At 61.5% G+C, this 1,256-nt stretch carries 2 protein-coding genes; both read right to left on the bottom strand.

What is annotated here, in order from left to right; translation table 11 throughout:
• Positions 1-945 (bottom strand): Zn-dependent hydrolase (locus tag WH277_RS00725; protein WP_339503801.1); only part of this gene is annotated, 945 nt, incomplete at its 3' end.
• The coding region (locus tag WH277_RS00720) for an L-2-amino-thiazoline-4-carboxylic acid hydrolase (protein ID WP_339503799.1) at positions 942-1,256 on the bottom strand (315 nt) is incomplete at its 5' end. The genes WH277_RS00720 and WH277_RS00725, both read right to left, overlap by 4 nt.

Below are 1,256 nucleotides of genomic sequence, written 5' to 3'. Positions count from 1 at the left end.
GGCGGTTAACGGCCCGTCGTTGCTCTGCGCGAATGCCAGCAGTAACGCCGCTTCCATCTCTGCCAGCACCTGCTCGTCCGGGTGACGAAACTCAATGCTGAATCGTACGCGCCCCGGCACCACGTTGGGGGAATTGGGTTCGATGTCGGCGCGGCCCACGGTGGCGCGTGCATCCGGCGCAAAGTGCAGGCCAATCTGATTCACCGTTTGCACCAGGCTGGCAAAGCCCAGCAACGCATCGCGCCGTAACGGCAGCGGCGTGGTTCCCGCATGGGCGCTGAAACCGACCACTTCGGCCTGATACCAGCGCTGCCCTTGTGCACCGCGCACCACGCCAATGGTTTTCCCTTCGGCTTCGAGGATCGGACCCTGTTCGATATGCAGTTCGTAAGCCGCGTGGATCGGAAAGGCGCGGGCAGGGTGGTTGCCCAGATAGCCGATGTCGCGCAGCGCCTGCTTAACGCTGATGCCCCGGGCATCCTCGCGCTGCCAGGCCTCGTCGCGGGTAAACACACCGCTGAACACCCCGGATGCCAGCATTGCGGGGGCAAAGCGGGCACCTTCCTCGTTGGTCCAGTTCACTACCTCAATGGCGCGCTCGGTTTCTACCTGTGCGTCATTGAGTGAGCGCAGCACTTCCAGCCCGGCCAGCACGCCGTAAATGCCGTCATAGCGGCCGCCGTTGGGCTGGGAATCGACGTGCGAACCCGTCAGTACCGGGGCGAGTTGCGGCTGGCGTCCTTCCCGGCGCAGAAACATATTGCCCATTTCATCAACGCGCACGGTACAGCCTGCATCAGTCGCCCAGCGTTGCAGCAGGTCGCGGGCCTGACGATCTTCTTCACTCAGCGCCAGACGACAGACGCCGTTACCGGGGATTGCCCCCAGGGTGGCCATCTGGTTCAGGCTGTCCCACAGGCGCGATGCGTTAATCTGTTGCATCACGACTCCTCATCATGGGTACGGCGGGCATAGCGAAAATCGCAGCGCGGCGCACCGGACATAATGGTTTCAGTACGCGTCAGTTCCACGTCCGGCGCATAGCCGACAATAAACTGGCTGTCGCGTGCACAGGAGAGCAGGTGACCAATCTCTCCCAGCCCCATTTCATGGTACATCTCGGCGTAGCGGCAGCGCTGAACATCATAGTCGTAGCGTTGGTCACTGGCGGTGATCACTTTCACCTTCAGGGCATCATCTTTTTCCCACAGATGTTGCAGCGCGATAAAACTCTGAATATCCGCACCGTCAGGTTC

This window comes from Erwinia sp. MYb416 (assembly GCF_037479575.1).
GTDB lineage: Bacteria > Pseudomonadota > Gammaproteobacteria > Enterobacterales > Enterobacteriaceae > Erwinia > Erwinia rhapontici.
This window is presented reverse-complemented; position numbering and strand designations above follow the sequence as displayed.